Source organism: Shewanella sp. GutCb, from assembly GCF_002836135.1.
Classification (GTDB): domain Bacteria; phylum Pseudomonadota; class Gammaproteobacteria; order Enterobacterales; family Shewanellaceae; genus Shewanella.
In genome coordinates this window covers 46013-61506 of record NZ_PJBL01000025.1, presented here as the reverse complement: position 1 = coordinate 61506, position 15494 = coordinate 46013, and the positions used below count along the sequence as shown (strand labels likewise).

The following is a 15494-nucleotide window of genomic DNA, read 5'->3' as shown; positions in this document are numbered from 1 at the left end:
GAATGTGCTATTTCCATACCGTAAAACAACTAGAATATTTGAAAGCCTCGTATAATAATGAACAAACTTCAACTAATGAGTTAAAAGACAGCTGTAAGCCTACCTCTTAATTATCTGCGACTTGTATGGCATTGTTAGCATTAGACAATGCCTCTTCTTGCCATCCTAGCCCTTCAAACAAGTCTAGCCATTCCTGCTCGAGCTCGGTTTCAATATTAACTCGTTCGCCCGTTCTTGGATGGTTAAAACTGAGTTTTTTAGCTATGAGCCACAATCGATTTACTCCAAAATGATCTCTAAAAAATTTATTCTGCTTACCATCACCATGCGTTGTATCCCCAAGTATAGGGTGGCGTAAATGTGCCATATGACGGCGCAATTGATGTTTACGCCCAGTGTGTGGAGAAAGATGGACCAGTGCGTATCGACTCGTTGCATAACGACCTGAGGCAAAAGGGATCTCGCTATTGAGTATAGGTCGATATGAAGTCACCGCATTTTGCGCGGCTTTATTGGGGTCCACATCTTTATCACCTAAATCGTCCAACTCCACTTTTAGCGCATAGTCTAGGGTTGCAGCGTCATACATATTACCGCGAACAATGGCTAAATATTCTTTATCAATCGTATGAGAAGCAAACTGTTCACACAATGCCTTAGCCATTTCACTGCTTTTAGCAAATAACAATATACCCGATGTGGGCCTGTCTAAGCGATGCACAGGAAAAACATGACACCCCACTTTATCCCGCGTTAGCTGCATAGCAAAAAACCGTTCTCGCCTCGCTAAATAACTGCGGTGAACCAATAAGCCAGCAGGCTTATGAATAGCGACAACATCATCATCTTCAAATAAAATCTCGATATAAGGTGCAGGCTCATCTTCTAGGCCTAACTCTTCAAGCTCAGTAAGCTCTTGCGCCTCATCTATCTCATCTGGTTGGGTTAATTCAGCTTTAGTTTGTTTCACTTAATAGCTCATCTAATTCTGTAATGGTTTTAATTATGCGACAAAATTCAGGTTTGCCAGCCCATACATGTTCCGCCATGGGGGCAATCGCTATCGCTTTTGGTAGCGGCATCGCACTATCGAGTAAATAATGCATTTTAGGGATTAGAATAAATTGCAGCCACTGTTCAAATGCCATGGTATCACAGGCAAACGGCGCGCTACTTTGCATCGCGCTTTCAGACGGTAGAGTGGCACTCCATAATGCAGCAATGACGAGTTCATCATGCAATTTAATAAGCTGTTGTCGGGTCAAATAGGTTAACAAGGCTAACACTCCTGTTGCATGAATAGGCCTGCCAAATGGCCTATACCACTTAGCTTTCTTTCCTTTAGAACATTTTCTGCTGGTTAACTTAGGCTTATAATAAGTACAGATTCACAGGGGGAATTGAGAATGAATAGTACAATTAGAAAGAGCATTTATTAGGCCGTGCTAGCGTAATCTCGTCTTTAGCACCTTCACTTCCAGTGCAATAAACGACTGCCAACTAGAATTTAAACTACTAAATGAAATTTAGCATCAGATCATACCATCTAGCCGCAGTTATCCCTATAATGTGGGTTAATTAATACTGACTCGATAGCGATATGACTGAAATAACGACCCTTAGCCAATTTCTTAAAACGGCCAAAACCCAATTCCAAGTTTATGATATGGGCCGTAGAGTTCAACATATCGATATGGTGGCGTTTCAGCAAATTGAAGCGTTACTCACGCCTTATCCCTCTCCAATTCAGGGACATGCTCAGTTTGCGATTGTCTTTTGGGATGCAAGCCAACAACACTATATTTGGTTTATAAAATTAGCGCTCGATGAACGTGGCTTGCTTTCGCCAGCGCCGCGCACTCAATTCATCAAGATGATAATTGAAGCTTTAGGCAGAGACCCGACCCAACCTTTAACCGATCAGCAGCAAGAGCAACTCGCTAACCACCCTTTTAACTTTAAGCCTTCTCAAGAAAAGTTAGCCGTATTTAACGCGTTAGTGCGAAAACAACTCGGTGAAAAAGCCTCTAGCCAGTATGAATTTGCTCATCAATATTTATCTGGACAACATCCAGCTGAAAACTGGCAAAGCATCGGAATGCAGGGCATTGCAGATGTTTGTGTTAGAGCGGCTGAACTTGATCATCAACAGCATATTAATGCCAGTTTCGATCGCGCGGCAGTAGAAGTACAAATTGCTATGTGCCAGTGCCTAGAGCACCTAACTATCGACGATGAACTCGCAACACAACTTTTCGAAAAGTTTGCTGCAGCTTCCACAGAAAGCCAAGCTTACCTTTTAAGGGCATTAGCATCTCACCCTGAGCAAAGTCAGCAAGCGATCGCTTATTTAGCCAGCTGTAATGGTTTATCCGCAGATATGTTGATTACCATTGCTGCTCGAAATTGGTCAGCGTTAAAAGATGAACCAACTCTCAGTATCTACTTAGAAGCACTTGCCAAACAAGAACAACACTTCTTTAACCAGATTTTTGCTGATATTGTGGCTATTCCATTAATTCGCACACAACTGTTAACTCAATTGCGAAACCCTAACCGAAGTGCAGCGCTTTCTGCAGCTATTGGCGGCTTATTTAAGGTAATTAAAGCATGATGACAGATTTCTTATTAATCGTAGCGGTAGTTGTTATCGCCGCCTTTTTTTGGCAGTTAAGGCAAATGGCGGAAATGAGCCGTACTTTTGCAACCAAAGAGTGCCAAAAACAAAAGGTACAACTGCTTGCCATCGCTCAGGAAACAGCAAAGCCAAGCTTCGGTGGCAGTACTGGTTTCACTTGGAAAGTAAAATACCTATTTGAATTTAGTACCGATGGCATTAATCAATATAGCGGAAGCTTGTGGATGCACGGTAAAAAAATCCACAAAGTACAGTGGCCTATTTTTCCGGAACCTGAATGGCATGATGCACCAGAATCTCGTGGGTCTGTCGGCGGAAGCTGTGGTGGTCGCTCTAAAAGCAATTGTAGTTCTGGTGGGTGTAAGTAACTAGGCTGAGAGTATTCCCAGTCTAGGTTAAACAGGACCCATTGCCTTCATCTTTGCGCTAAAGCACAAATTGGGGGCAAAGAAAAAGCGCGGCTCCATAGGAGACGCGCTTTCGCTATTTCTTTGTAAGCTCATCCTGCTATTTTAATGCTCCTTGCACCATCCATGCGTAACTGTGCTCCCTGCGTCGTCCATGTTCCTTTTCTTTCCTTGTATCTTTCGATACTCATCCCTGTTACTCAGTAATCCTTTTACTAAGCTTGCTCATCCTAAGCGTGTCCAATATCATCCTTGAGAATCCATTCATTCACTATCCGTAGCATCCTACCTTCCTAGGCAGTAAAACTTTCCATCCTGGAATGTTTAACCACTCCTTGGTCGCTCTGGCAATCATTCCTTGAAAGCCTCGTCCTTGATAGTTATCCATATTAAGTGCGGATCCTTCCGTCACTCTTAGATCATCCTAATCTGTAAATCCTTTCTGTCATGCTTCCTTGCACAATCAAATAATAAACTAAAATCCCATAAAAATTGGCTCAATAAGTAACATTTAACATGCAGTCACATTTTAGTCATACAATAATAATAACATAAGCCACTGTTTATAAACTATTTTAAATAAAAACCTACTCGTTACCAGCAAGTAATCAGCCTTATTTCGCACGAAGCTGTAAGAGATCTCTCACATAAATCCGAGCAATTTATCAAAGATAAAAGAAAGGGCGTACCTTTCGGTACGCCCTGATCTAGCTTCTTTTTAGCTTTCCCGCTATATATGTGCTCCCTGCATCATCCTTGCTTAACGTGCATCCTGCATCTTCCTTGTAAATCCATTTATTAGCTTGTCCTAAGCCAAAATCCTCATCCTGAGGTTGTCCTAGTTGCATCCTGCAAATACCTAACTATTTAATAAGGTTAGCCTTAACTACTAAACATAATTTTAGATATGACTAAAATATCTATATCCAATGGCTGCTAACTTATCCTTAAACTAGCAGCTGGCCTATCCACTCACTAAATATGTAAACTTGAGAATCAAAATGGTAATGATGATTTACAGCGAACTCTATCGCTAACAAGGCTTACCAATTGATTGCTTGAGTTAACTTTATACGCTTATCAGTCCAGTGCGACAGTCTTTTAGCAAACACTCAAGATCGTAACATTTACGCAACTTGTAGGGATTTACATAACGTACTGATTATAAACAACTAAGACTATCTATAGTGACTATATCAACAGTATTACCATTTGATGTCCCACATAAAAGTAAGAGATCTCTTACGCCAAGGACATCCGAATCCGATATTTTTATCTCTTCTTGCCTGAAAAGGCTTCAAATAACATCACCCAATCAGCCATTAAACTATAAATGGGATATTTAAATGTCGCCGGTTTGTTCTTTTCAAATACAAAGTGCCCAATCCAAGCAAAACTATAACCAATGACGGGTAACAAACATAACAGTAACCATTGCCCTGAATAGAGCGCGAAAATAGTCACTAAGATAACCAGAGAGCTGCCAATATAGTGTAGCGCTCTGCACGTTATATTTTGATGTTGCGACAGGTAAAAGGGATAGAATTCAGCGAAATTATTAAAACGTTTAGTCATTAGTCTGGCCTCGATAAAACATCAATTCCCCCGTCACCTTGCCTATTTCTAGATCCTCCAATTTGTCGAAACCATGATTCGAAAATAATGCAATATGTGCTGGATCGCTAACAAACACACCAACGCCATCAAGCTGCAACTGTTCATCACACCAACTCAATACTGTTTTAACTAATTGACTACCGTAACCTTTGCCTTGCTCATTTGTTGATATAGCAATGAACTGCAAAATACCGCAACGACTATTGGGCAGGTTTTCTATAATTTGGTGTTCTTTTTTGATCCAAGCTTGGGTCGATTGCCAACCAGCACTTATCAACATTTTCAAACGCCAATGCCAGTAACGGGCTTCACCAAGCGGGACTTGTTGAGTGGCAATACAGGCAACCCCTATCAGTCGTTCTCCAGAAAACATGCCGATTAACCCTTGTTCCTGTTGCCACAGCGCATTTAACTCTTCACGAATAGCGCCACGCAGTTTTTGCTCATATTGCACCTTGTCATCATCATAGAGTGCATCCATAAAAAATGGATCATCGTGGTAAGCATTGTAAAGAATTGAGGCGGCAATACGTAAATCTTCAGCCGTTAGATAGACCGCTCGACACTCTTCCATGATTTGATTTTCCATTGTTATTTTCCTTGACCTAGATCACATAAATACCAATGTAACAAGCCCATAGAAAAGTGCAATTAATAATCAACATTCACTTTGTCAGAACTTTAATGTTGTTCTAAAACGAGCATCTGATGAGTAATTGGGTGTCAAAAAGTATCGATACTAAACTTGGAGGATTAGGTCGTTTTCTACCATACTGGAAGCAACACGATAGCAACGGAGCGTTAATCATGGACACCACCCCTTTGGATCTAGAACATCTATTTCAACAGCTCGGTTTACCAAGTGATGCTAAAGCAATTGAACTGTTTATACGAAAACATACGATTACTAAAGGGCTGCTTATTCATCAAGCGGGATTTTGGACAATATCACAGCAACATTTTCTAGCAGAGGCATTAGCGGAAGATGCCCAATGGTCGGATTTAATTGACCATTTAGACACCCTATTAAGAAAGTAACTTCACCATATTAAAGAAATATAGAAAGATAATTATATTTTGGTGTAGGCCTTTTCGCCCCATCCAACAACGGCATTATTGCTAATAACCACGGGAGTACACTCATCTTTGGTTGTCTTGCCGTCGCCCTTAACTCGTTGTGTGCGATAAAACAGCACATGCACTTCTTTATCTTGTTGGATATAGGCTTCATTAAAATCAGCAGTACCCATTAGCGTTGTCACCTGCTCTTTTGACATCCCCAGTGAGATCCTCGATAGGCCGTCACGGTTACTTTCTTGGATTTTCTCCCAAGCTCCATTGTTATCCCAATCAGATTCACCATCACCTACATTGATAACGCAACCAGTTAACCCTATGCTTGCTATCCCAAAAAACGCTAAACTTAGTAGATTATTCTTCACATTAACTTCCTGTATTTATATTGATTTTATAAATATCATTAAAGCAAACTACATGCCACATGTTAAAGCATTGTTTAATAATGATTTAATTTTAATTAATTACTGTTAATGAACTAAATATACTAATGAGTAAGGAATTTAACCAACGATGAGCCCTCTAGACCAAGTACTCTGCGCCGCCAAACAGCTCAGCGATGAAGGTAAAAAACCCACTCTTGCATTAATTAAAACTAAGCTAGGTGTCAGTGTTGCAATGCTGACTTTGATCCAAGGCTTACAACAGTACAAATCGATGAATGCTGTAGACAAAGCCGCAATCCCGACTAAGGCGCAGTTAACCGCATCAGCGCAAGCACCTCTGCAACTTCCAACCAACACTCAACAACAGCAAAGAATTACGCAACTTGAGCAGGAGCTGTTAACCCTTAAAACCAACTATCAAGCCGTAATCAACAGATTAACAGCGCTTGAATCAGCATCGCTTAATGCTAGTGGAGCCAAGAAATAATGCATGTTGTTGAATTAAGATTTGAATGCTTCGATAACACGACAATCACTGCCGCCGAAAAAGCCATTAATGGCTTGTTAGAAGCTTATCGCGCCAATGGTCAAATACTCGGTCGAGAATTTGCTGTCGCTTTCAATGACGGTGAGTTTAGAGCTCGCTTGTTGATGCCAGAAAAAAGTAGCCTTGCCAAGCGATTTAATAGCCCTTGGGTCGAGAAAACCTTAATTGAATTAACAGACGCTAAACTACTTGCTCCTCGCGAGAAGTATATTGGCCAAGATATCAATTCAGAAGTGTCTAGCCAAGAGACACCAAGTTGGCAGCTGCTTTATACCAGTTATGTGCATATGTGCTCGCCACTAAGAAATGGTGATACGCTGCAGCCAATTCCACTTTACCAAGTACCAGCGACAGCCAATGGCGATCATAAACGGCTGATCCGCTGGCAAACCGAATGGCAAGCTTGTGATGAAATACAAATGGCCGCGGGGACTAAAGCCGAGTTTGCAGCACTTGAGCAGCTAACCAGCCACAAAAGTGACCTCTTTAGACGCGGCTGGGACTTGCGTGGCCGAGTTGAATTCCTGACAAAAATCCCAACCTATTACTATCTTTATCGCGTTGGTGGAGAAAGCCTAGCCAATGAGAAAAAACGTTGCTGTCCAAAATGTGGTAGTGACCACTGGCTATTAGATGAGCCGCTATTGGATATGTTTCACTTCCGCTGCGAACCATGCCGTATCGTGTCGAATATCTCTTGGGATCATCTCTAAAAGAGACAAAAAAGGTCTAAATTGCAGTGCAATTTAGACCTCTTCTTTCAAGCTAATAGTTTAAGCTTCTAGCGTTAAATTTTACCCGCTATTTCCCACGTAAGTTCTGCCACATTATTTTCATACGCTGCCAAATACCTGGGTGATCGAGTACTGGCATATCTTCTTCCACCAGCTTAACCGGTGGCGTCACTCGCGCCGTAAGCTCAGCGATAAAACCATTTAACGAATCTGCTAACTTTTTACTCTGATTTTCCCCAGGGATTTCAATCCAAACGCTGCCATCGGTATTGTTAATAGTGATCATCTTATCTTCATCATCAAACACACCAATAAACCAGGTAGGATCTTGTTTGAGCTTCTTTTTCATCATCAAATGTCCGATGATATTCTGCTGTAGATACTCAAAATCAGTCTGGCTCCACGCCTGCAATAACTCTCCCGTTCCCCAAGGTGAGTCAAACATCAATGGCGCTGCAAAATGTGCCCCATAAAATGCACTAAGATCGGCATGTAAAGATAGCTCTAGTGCATGTTCGACATTATCAAAAACACCCGGCACGTCACGCGAGACTGATTTCCATTGCAATGCTTCTTCAGAACCAACGTCAACATCGCCCAAAATACACTCTGACGCTTGTTGCTGCGCATAATATCGAGGGTACTCTCCCAACGCATCTAAGTAGGCTTGTTGGTAGTCGTTTAAAAAAATATCCAGAGCAGGTAAAGAAGACACTTAAGCCGATCCCAAAATCAGTTATAATAAGAGTCTATTTTGACATGGAAACCGTATTGATGACACAACATCATGATCCCTATAGTGACGCACCCGAACTTTCAGAGCTTACATTAGGAAAGTCCACAGGCTACCAAGAACATTATGATGCGTCTTTACTGCAGGGCGTGCCGCGTAAGTTGAACCGTGACGCAATAGGCCTTACTACCGAACTGCCGTTTCACGGCTGTGATATTTGGACCGGATATGAGCTTTCATGGCTAAATGCCAAAGGTAAGCCAATGGTCGCCATCGCGGAGTTTAGCCTAGACTTTCAAAGTGCCAACCTAATTGAGTCTAAGTCGTTTAAGTTATATTTGAACAGCTTTAACCAAACTCAATTTGATGATGTTGAAGCGGTTCAATCTACCTTGACCAAAGATCTATGCCAATGTGCACAAGGTGATGTTAGCGTTAAAGTAATTGAACCGAAAAACTTTAGCCATCAACGTATTGTAGAACTACCAGGCACTTGTATCGATGATTTGGATATTGAAGTCAGCGACTACAACTTTAACCCAGACTACCTTGTCGACAGTGTTGATGACAAAGTGATGGTTGCCGAGACGCTAACCTCTAATCTACTTAAATCAAATTGCTTAATTACCTCTCAGCCTGATTGGGGTACGGTAATGATCCGCTATCAAGGCCCTAAAATTGATCGCGAAAAACTGCTTAGATACTTGATCTCATTTAGACAGCACAATGAGTTTCACGAGCAATGTGTCGAGCGTATTTTTGTCGACTTAAAACGTTTCTGCCAATGTGCAAAATTAACGGTTTATGCGCGTTACACTCGACGTGGCGGGTTAGATATCAACCCCTATCGTAGCGATTTTGAAAACCCAGCTGAGAACCAACGCTTAGCAAGACAATAAGACATAACGAAACCGAGTATTAATGCTCGGTTTTATTTTTTAAGTCTCTAGCGCCTGCATTTGTAAAGCTATCATCTCTCTTAGCCAAGCATTGGCGCTATTGCTCTGCAACTTTTTACTCCAAATCATATGGTACTCAATTGGCCTTGTATCAAAAGGCAATGGGTATTGCGTCAGATTAAACAGCTCAGCATACTCTTTAAGATAATGAGTGGAAGCGATGGCAATAGCATCGCTTTTTGATGCTGTGGCTAACATGGTCAGTAGCGACGATTGCTCACTATAGGTTTTACGTTGCGGCATGACGGCTTCGCTATAAAGTTCCGCGATGGCTAGATTTGAGCGCCGCATTTTGAAGATGACATGCTTTTCAGCAAAATAGGCATTAACGTTAAGTGTATCTTGGATCCTTGGATGATCTTTTCTCGCCACACAGACCAACTTATCGCGCATCAACAGGGCTGCATTTAACGCCACTGGTATTTGGCTCATTATGTCAACGGCAAGATCTATACGCTCAAACTGCAAGTCAGACTGTAACTGCTCCTCATTGGATGGCGGCTCCTTAAAGATAATATCAACCGCCAAGTCAGCCGTCAGCTTATCTATTGGCGCTTGCAATAGTTGCATTATCACTTCATTGGCATACACGTAGAATTCACGCTGATGTATTTTAGGGTCAAACTTCTCCAAACCCGCAACAACACCATCAATAGCATTGAAATGCTGCTCCAACTGTTGATATAAATCATGTCCGGCAGCTGTAGGTTCAACACCGCGTCCAACACGATTAAACAACTCTTCATCTACCTGTTTTTTAAGGCGGTTAATCGCATTACTGACTGAAGATTGGGTTAAATCAAGTTGTTCTGCGGCGCGGCTAAATGAGCGGCAGCGATACACGGCAAGAAATACCGGAAATAGATTAAGGTCAAACTGTTTTGTCTGCGGCATATGACTCATTACTATTTACACTGTGAATATTAATTAGCAATCTAGCGATAATTACTAAATAACACAAGCACTCTACACTAGCCTCAATTCAATTTGTATTGACTCGGTTCAGGCTCCCCTACTCAGCTAAGAGCCTGCTATGAACCTTCTATGAACGACCTTTGAGGAATCACAATGAAAATATCTCCGCTTACAATCGCGATCATCAGTAGCGTAACACTGGGCCTGTCTTCAACTGCAAATGCTGCACAACATGAACACGACCATATAACCGTGCACTATGAGGGCAAGGCCGCGACTGCAGATACGATTAAGCATAACCAAGCCATTGCCCAAACGCTCAACTTTGCAGATACCACCGCATTTGAGCAATCATCTAAGAATCTTATCGCAAAATTTGATAAAGCGACTGCAGACATTCTGCGCGCTGAATTTGCCTTTATTGGTGAGCAAACCCCCGATTCGGTCAACCCATCACTTTATCGTCAAGCTCAACTTAATATGGTGCCTAATGGCTTATATAAAGTGAGCGACGGGATCTATCAAGTACGCGGGACAGACTTATCAAACCTAACTCTCATTAAGGGCGATTCTGGTTGGATTGCTTACGATGTATTACTGACTAAAGAAGCGGCTAAGGCGTCACTGACCTTCGCACTAAAACACTTGCCAGAAGGCAGTGATCTTCCTGTGGTAGCCATGATCTATTCTCATAGTCATGCTGACCACTTTGGTGGTGCTCGCGGCGTTCAAGAGATGTTTCCTGACGTGAAAGTCTATGGATCACACAACATCACCAAAGAGATTGTTGATGAAAACGTACTGGCTGGAAACGCGATGAGTCGCCGCGCAGCTTATCAATATGGGGCCACTTTAGGTAAGGATAACCACGGTATTGTCGATGCCGCGTTGGGCAAAGGTTTATCAAAAGGTGAAATCACCTATGTCGCACCAGACTACACCTTAAATGGCAAAGGCAAATGGGAAACGCTTAAGATAGATGGGCTTGAAATGGTGTTTATGGATGCATCAGGTACTGAAGCAGAATCTGAGATGATAACTTTTATTCCTTCAAAGAATGCACTTTGGAGCGGCGAACTGACCTACCAAGGTATGCATAACATCTACACCTTACGCGGGGCAAAAGTGCGTGACGCACTAAAATGGTCAAAAGATATCAACGAAATGATCACTGCCTTTGGCAGCAAAGTTGAGGTACTGTTTTCTGCACATTCGGCGCCAGTTTGGGGCAATGAAGAGGTCAATCAATTCTTGCGCCTACAACGTGATAATTATGGTCTGGTACATAACCAAACTTTAAGGCTGGCCAATAATGGCGTAGGCATTCAAGATATTGGCGATGCAATACAAGCGACTATTCCTGAGACTGTCTATAAAACCTGGCACACCAACGGTTATCACGGCACCTATAGCCATAATGCCAAAGCGGTTTACAATAAGTACTTAGGTTACTTTGATATGAACCCTGCCAACTTAAACCCATTAACAACAAAGTTAGAATCTGCCAAGTTTGTAGAGTATATGGGGGGCGCGGAAGCAACGGTTAAACGAGCCCAAAGTGACTACATCCAAGGGGAGTATCGCTTTGTTGCTACAGCATTAAACAAAGTCATTATGGCCGATCCTAATAATGATACAGCAAGACAACTTTTAGCCGATACCTATGAGCAATTAGGTTATCAATCTGAAGGTGCAGGCTGGAGAAACATCTACTTAACTGGCGCCCAAGAGCTGCGTGTAGGCATTCAAAAAGGGGCTCCTAAAACAGCATCAGCAGATGTGATTAGTGAGATGGATATGCCAACCTTATTCGATTTTTTAGCCGTGAAAATCGATAGCCAAAAAGCAGCGAAACACGGTCTAGTGAAGATGAACATCATCACGCCAGATACCAAAAGTATTCTCTACATTGAGCTTAGCAACGGTAACTTGAGTAACAATGTGGTGGATGATGAACAAACAGCAGATGCTAACCTCATCGTCAATAAATCAGACGTGACCCAAATCCTACTTGGCAAGACAACCCTCAAAGCACTACTGGCATCGGGTGATGCTAAAATTACAGGCGACAAAACAGCCTTTAGTAAAATAGCGGGCAGCATGGTGGAATTCAATCCAGAATTTGAAATTGTGCCAACACCTAGGAAATAACAAGCCAAGAAAGCTAACACATCACAAGGGACGCATATCGCGTCCCTTCTCTATCAGCCATATTGACACCGCTTCCCCAGCGCTAAGCCATCGCTTTAACGACATCATTAATCGAGGCTATTTCTGCGTCATACTCGATGGGTTTGTGTTGGCAACTTAGCCCTTTAACACTAATAGCAAAGCGATAATCGTCATCCAAATGTCCCAAAGCACAATGCCAATTGGCCGCTTCCTCCACCAGCGTGTCATTTGTAGCAGCAACCATCACCTCTGTTTTGCTGCTAAAGAGCTGTAAAGCAACCCCCTGCTTGAACACCATCTGCTGACTAAATCCCGATTTTAACTGTCCAAATTTAGTGTGTTCGCTCGATTTAAGTGCCAATATACGCTGCTCCATTGTGCTTAAATCAAAGCCAAACGATTTAAGCGACAACGCTAAACCCAACCCTTTAGCCTTGATATAAGACTCTTTCAATGCCCATAAATCAAAGAAGCGATCACGCTGTAACTCATTGGGTAAAGCAAGTAACGCGGCGGTTTCTGGCTCAGAGAAGTAGTGATTTAATATCGAATGGATATTGGTACTTGTGCGGCAGCGCTCAATATCGACTCCCAGATCCAGTGTCGATGGAATCTTGTCCTCTACAGGCTGTTGATGGATAGCTAACAGCAACCAATCGCCACTATGGCTAAGATTAAAATCTATTCCTGTTCGCTCAAACTGAGCTTGCGTTAACCGCGGTTTACCTTTTTCACCATATTCAAATTGCCACTCATCAGGCTGTAATTTTCCATGGTGAGACAACAATGCGCGTAAATATCCGCGAACCATCAAACCTTGTACTTTGGCGGTTTGCTGAATATAACGATCGACCTTGTCAATTTCATCTTGTGGTAACCACGAGCGGATCGTCGCCGCTATTTCACTCTTAATCAATGAAGATGATAACGGGCAGAAATACAAGTTTACGCAGGGAGGATTAGAGTTAGACAACGACAGCTCAATAACGGTGATTTATAGGATCATTGTGGCCTCTTTTACCGCAAAACAACAGAGGGGCATACCGCAAAATAGCGTGCAGCCCCACAAGATATTACATAACATACTGATTATTCAATTAACGCCAAAGCCTTAAATGCTTTATCAGGAATAATGCCATAGCGACTAAAACTCATCGAAAAGACACCATCGCCACCCGTCATCGATTTGAGCCTGGTGGAGTAATCGCCAACATTCGCCAGTGGTGCTTCAACGCTCACGACAACAATGCCACTAGCCTTAGCTTGAGTGCCACAAATAATGCCCCTAGAAGCGTTCATGTCACCCGTGATTTCACCGACATGACTTTGCTCTACCGAGATCTGCATATCAACAATAGGCTCTAAAATCACAGGTTGTGCCAGTGCAACTGCATCAATGAAGGCTTTCTTACCCGCCATAACAAACGCTATCTCTTTCGAATCAACATTATGATGTTTGCCGTCTAATACCGTGACTTTGATATCCTGCATAGGGAACCCGCCAAGCGCGCCAGCTAACATGGCTTCGCGAACGCCTTTTTCAACTGCGGGTATATATTGACTCGGTACAGTCCCTCCCACCACCTTACTGACAAATTCAAACCCTTGCCCCCGTGGCAGTGGTTCAACCTTAAGTTCAACTTCGCCAAACTGCCCCGAACCACCTGATTGTTTTTTATGCCTAAAACGGGCTGCAGCCTCTGCCAATATTGTTTCTCGATAAGCGACGGCTGGTGTATCTGTGTCCATATCGACATTAAACAAGGTTTGCGCTTTTTCTAATGCTATTTGCAGATGGAGATCCCCCAGCCCTTGTAAAATAGTTTGTCCCAGTGCTTCACTGCGTCTAATCTGAAGGCTGGGATCTTCCGCCACTAATTTATGCAGCACTTCGGAGATTTTTTGCTCATCCCCGCGCCGCTTTGGTGATACGGCTAAACCAAAAATGGGCTGAGGCAGCTTAATTTCAGGTAGATGAAACTCGTCTTCATCGTGGCTATCATGCAACACTGCGCCCACTTCTAGTTCATCAATTTTGGCTATCACGCAGATATCACCTGGAATGGCTTGGCTAACATCAATCAGTTTATCCCCCTGTAGCTTAGCCAAATGGCTCACTTTAAAGGGCTTGCGTCCGTGACCAACAAACAATTTCATTCCAATATTTAACGTGCCTTGGTAAAGCCTAAATACACCCATTCGGCCGAAGAATGGATCAATTGACACCCTAAAAACATGTGCTAATACGTGATCATTTGGACTTTGGCTGACATCGATCGGCACAGCATCTTTGCCAAACCCTTTAACAAATAGCGGCGGATTGGCTTCAAGTGGATTTGGCAGTAATTTCACTAACAGTTCTAGCAACGAACCTATGCCGATATCTTGTTCTGCACTGGTAAAACAAACGGGCACTAGATGCCCCATACGCAATGCAGTCTCAAGCGGAGCATGCAGCTGCTCTGGCGTTAACGACTCGCCCTGATCCAAATACAGCTCCATAAGCTGCTCATCTTCTTCAAGCACTGTATCGACTAACTCATCATGGGCGGCCTGTGCCCCGATAAAGGCGGTTTCAGCTTGTTCATCACAATGAAGATAGCAATCAACGACTTGGTCGGCTGCGGCATTGGGCAAGTTAATGGGCAGACAACGATGGCCAAATTGTTGCTGAATATTACCCAATAACTCCGCTAATCCAGCTTCATTACCATCAATATGGTTAATCGCAATGAGTACGACTTTGCCTTGGCTACGCGCTGCTTCAAATGCACGTTTTGTAACGGTTTCAATACCAACACCCGCATGGATCACCAATAGCACCGACTCAACACCCGGTAGCGGCAACAGTGCACGGCCGAAAAAGTCGGGTAAACCGGGAGTATCGATAAGGTTGATGTGGTGGTTGGCGTAATCAAGATTGAGAAATGAAGGTTCTAAGCTGTGGCGATGGGATTTTTCTTGGGCAGTGAAATCAGCATGATTTGTGCCCTTATCGACCCTGCCTTTTAAGGTTATCGCATTCGCACGAAACAGCAATGCTTCTAATAACGAGGACTTTCCTGATCCTGTGTGTCCGAGCACAGCCAAATTGCGGATCTGCTCAGTGTTGAACTCAGCCATAACGGCCTCCTTTGTCACATTATTAAACTTAGGTGTTTTCAATAAGACAATATTCCGGAGTTGTTAACACCAAGTATAAACGTGTAACAAAGTACAATATTTGACCTAGGTCACTCTTTAACCCATTTACGTTACTTGGTACACAAAATAACACTTTAACTTACAAGTGTTCGCTGAATCTGGTCG

The 15494-nt window shown here is 42.8% G+C and carries 16 protein-coding genes; 7 read left to right on the top strand and 9 right to left on the bottom strand.

What is annotated here, in order from left to right; translation table 11 throughout:
• Window positions 1–106: 106 nt before the first annotated feature.
• Window positions 107–931 (bottom strand): tRNA pseudouridine(65) synthase TruC, encoded by an 825-nt coding sequence (truC, locus tag CXF86_RS14665; RefSeq protein WP_101092871.1) that lies wholly within the window; start codon window positions 929–931, stop codon window positions 107–109.
• A gap of 25 nt (window positions 932–956) precedes the next feature.
• Window positions 957–1286 carry a YqcC family protein gene (locus CXF86_RS14660; protein ID WP_308303188.1) on the bottom strand — a complete coding sequence of 110 codons (330 nt, stop codon included), beginning with the start codon at window positions 1284–1286 and terminating at the stop codon, window positions 957–959.
• Window positions 1287–1600: 314 nt separating this feature from the next.
• Here CXF86_RS14660 and CXF86_RS14655 point away from each other — a divergent pair, with 314 nt between their 5' ends.
• Window positions 1601–2614, top strand: coding sequence for a DUF3549 family protein (locus CXF86_RS14655; protein WP_102039345.1), 1014 nt, complete (start codon window positions 1601–1603; stop codon window positions 2612–2614).
• The gene (locus CXF86_RS14650) at window positions 2611–3006 is read left to right on the top strand and encodes a DUF3301 domain-containing protein (protein WP_101092714.1); all 396 of its coding nucleotides are present in this window, start codon (window positions 2611–2613) and stop codon (window positions 3004–3006) included. The genes CXF86_RS14655 and CXF86_RS14650 overlap by 4 nt, the downstream gene beginning before the upstream one ends.
• Window positions 3007–4317: 1311 nt before the next feature.
• On the opposite strand, the gene CXF86_RS14645 is transcribed toward CXF86_RS14650, so the two are convergent.
• Both CXF86_RS14645 and CXF86_RS14640 read right to left on the bottom strand, forming a co-directional pair.
• Window positions 4318–4620: an Mpo1-like protein gene (locus tag CXF86_RS14645; protein WP_101092713.1), complete on the bottom strand. Its 303-nt coding sequence runs from the start codon at window positions 4618–4620 to the stop codon at window positions 4318–4320.
• Window positions 4613–5251 carry a GNAT family N-acetyltransferase gene (locus CXF86_RS14640; RefSeq protein WP_101092712.1) on the bottom strand — a complete coding sequence of 213 codons (639 nt, stop codon included), beginning with the start codon at window positions 5249–5251 and terminating at the stop codon, window positions 4613–4615. The genes CXF86_RS14645 and CXF86_RS14640 overlap by 8 nt, the downstream gene beginning before the upstream one ends.
• A 119-nt stretch (window positions 5252–5370) precedes the next feature.
• Here CXF86_RS14640 and CXF86_RS14635 point away from each other — a divergent pair, with 119 nt between their 5' ends.
• Window positions 5371–5700 carry a DUF2789 domain-containing protein gene (locus CXF86_RS14635; RefSeq protein ID WP_308303187.1) on the top strand — a complete coding sequence of 110 codons (330 nt, stop codon included), beginning with the start codon at window positions 5371–5373 and terminating at the stop codon, window positions 5698–5700.
• Between the two features lie 32 nt (window positions 5701–5732).
• Here the strand turns inward: CXF86_RS14635 and CXF86_RS14630 are convergent, their stop codons facing one another.
• Window positions 5733–6104, bottom strand: coding sequence for a DUF3192 domain-containing protein (locus CXF86_RS14630; RefSeq protein WP_101092711.1), 372 nt, complete (start codon window positions 6102–6104; stop codon window positions 5733–5735).
• Window positions 6105–6252: 148 nt separating this feature from the next.
• Between CXF86_RS14630 and CXF86_RS14625 the strand changes: the two genes are divergently transcribed.
• Together CXF86_RS14625 and CXF86_RS14620 are read left to right on the top strand one after the other, a co-directional pair.
• Window positions 6253–6612 carry a hypothetical protein gene (locus tag CXF86_RS14625; RefSeq protein WP_101092710.1) on the top strand — a complete coding sequence of 120 codons (360 nt, stop codon included), beginning with the start codon at window positions 6253–6255 and terminating at the stop codon, window positions 6610–6612.
• Entirely contained in the window at window positions 6612–7385 is a 774-nt protein-coding gene (locus tag CXF86_RS14620) for a Zn-ribbon-containing protein (protein WP_101092709.1), read from the top strand. The genes CXF86_RS14625 and CXF86_RS14620 overlap by 1 nt, the downstream gene beginning before the upstream one ends.
• Window positions 7386–7473: 88 nt before the next feature.
• On the opposite strand, the gene syd is transcribed toward CXF86_RS14620, so the two are convergent.
• Window positions 7474–8121: a SecY-interacting protein gene (gene syd / locus CXF86_RS14615; protein ID WP_102039344.1), complete on the bottom strand. Its 648-nt coding sequence runs from the start codon at window positions 8119–8121 to the stop codon at window positions 7474–7476.
• A 59-nt stretch (window positions 8122–8180) separates the two neighbouring features.
• On the opposite strand from syd, the gene queF reads away from it, so the two are divergent.
• Window positions 8181–9038, top strand: coding sequence for an NADPH-dependent 7-cyano-7-deazaguanine reductase QueF (queF, locus tag CXF86_RS14610; protein ID WP_180961077.1), 858 nt, complete (start codon window positions 8181–8183; stop codon window positions 9036–9038).
• A gap of 39 nt (window positions 9039–9077) precedes the next feature.
• On the opposite strand, the gene CXF86_RS14605 is transcribed toward queF, so the two are convergent.
• Window positions 9078–9992, bottom strand: a complete 915-nt coding sequence (locus tag CXF86_RS14605; RefSeq protein WP_101092706.1) for a LysR family transcriptional regulator — start codon at window positions 9990–9992, stop codon at window positions 9078–9080.
• Window positions 9993–10166: 174 nt separating this feature from the next.
• Here CXF86_RS14605 and CXF86_RS14600 point away from each other — a divergent pair, with 174 nt between their 5' ends.
• A complete protein-coding gene (locus CXF86_RS14600; protein ID WP_102039343.1) occupies window positions 10167–12164 on the top strand; it encodes an alkyl/aryl-sulfatase in 1998 nt (665 codons plus the stop codon).
• A gap of 82 nt (window positions 12165–12246) precedes the next feature.
• Here the strand turns inward: CXF86_RS14600 and CXF86_RS14595 are convergent, their stop codons facing one another.
• Window positions 12247–13158, bottom strand: coding sequence for a 4'-phosphopantetheinyl transferase family protein (locus CXF86_RS14595; RefSeq protein WP_102039342.1), 912 nt, complete (start codon window positions 13156–13158; stop codon window positions 12247–12249).
• A gap of 116 nt (window positions 13159–13274) precedes the next feature.
• Window positions 13275–15308, bottom strand: coding sequence for an elongation factor G (fusA, locus tag CXF86_RS14590; protein ID WP_101092703.1), 2034 nt, complete (start codon window positions 15306–15308; stop codon window positions 13275–13277).
• Between the last annotated feature and the right edge of the window lie 186 nt (window positions 15309–15494).